Source organism: Caballeronia sp. M23-90, assembly GCF_053574605.1.
Genome location: NZ_JBSIPA010001080.1, coordinates 1 through 252, shown reverse-complemented (window position 1 = coordinate 252; position 252 = coordinate 1). Strand labels below are relative to the sequence as shown.

The following is a 252-nucleotide window of genomic DNA, read 5'->3' as shown; positions in this document are numbered from 1 at the left end:
ACGCGTCCTCATCAAATGGTTGCTGCTGAACGAACGCCGACCAGGCGCCATTGTCCAGGGCGTAACGCATGCCCTCGGTGCGAAGCTCGCCTTTGGCGGAAACGAGAAGGCGCCACCCGGCATCGCGCAAAGCAGCCAGGTTCCGTCTGGTCCCCGTACGGCTCGCATAGCCCACCATAGGCGGCCGATGCATCGCGATGCGTTCTTCACACTCGCCATCGTCGGCCGAGCCATCAACTCCATAGTACTCAG

Annotated in this window: 1 pseudogene; it reads right to left on the bottom strand. The window is 62.3% G+C overall.

Annotated features, from left to right (window positions below):
* A pseudogene (locus tag ACRXB1_RS37895) lies at positions 1-252 on the bottom strand (hypothetical protein); the annotation flags it as partial.